Origin of the sequence: Limosilactobacillus galli (genome assembly GCF_947381495.1) — a bacterium.
In the GTDB taxonomy this organism is placed as follows: Bacteria; Bacillota; Bacilli; order Lactobacillales; family Lactobacillaceae; genus Limosilactobacillus; species Limosilactobacillus galli.
In genome coordinates this window covers 1-330 of sequence record NZ_CANCWK010000131.1, presented here as the reverse complement: position 1 = coordinate 330, position 330 = coordinate 1, and the positions used below count along the sequence as shown (strand labels likewise).

Below are 330 nucleotides of genomic sequence, written 5' to 3'. Positions count from 1 at the left end.
AGTGTTGGTTATGACAAAATGACCAGGTTAATTAATTTGAGTCAGCAAGTTCCCTATAAGGTGAACAAGAAACGGATCATTCGTATCATGCGAAAGCATGGTATTAAAGCTGACTATCGTCAGCCCAAACATAAGCGTATTCAGGCTCAGCAAACTTATGAAGCTGAAAATATTCTTAAACGATAATTTGATCAAAGCGCAGCTAACCAAGTCTGGGTTACGGATACAACTGAGTTAACGTATGGGATTCGATGCAATAAGGTTCGGCTACACGTAGTATTAGATCTGTATGGGCAATATCCAGTAAGTTGGTTAATTACGCCAACGGAA

Annotated in this window: 1 pseudogene; it reads left to right on the top strand. The window is 39.4% G+C overall.

The window, feature by feature from the left end:
• A pseudogene (locus QOS10_RS09580) lies at positions 1-330 on the top strand (IS3 family transposase); the annotation flags it as partial.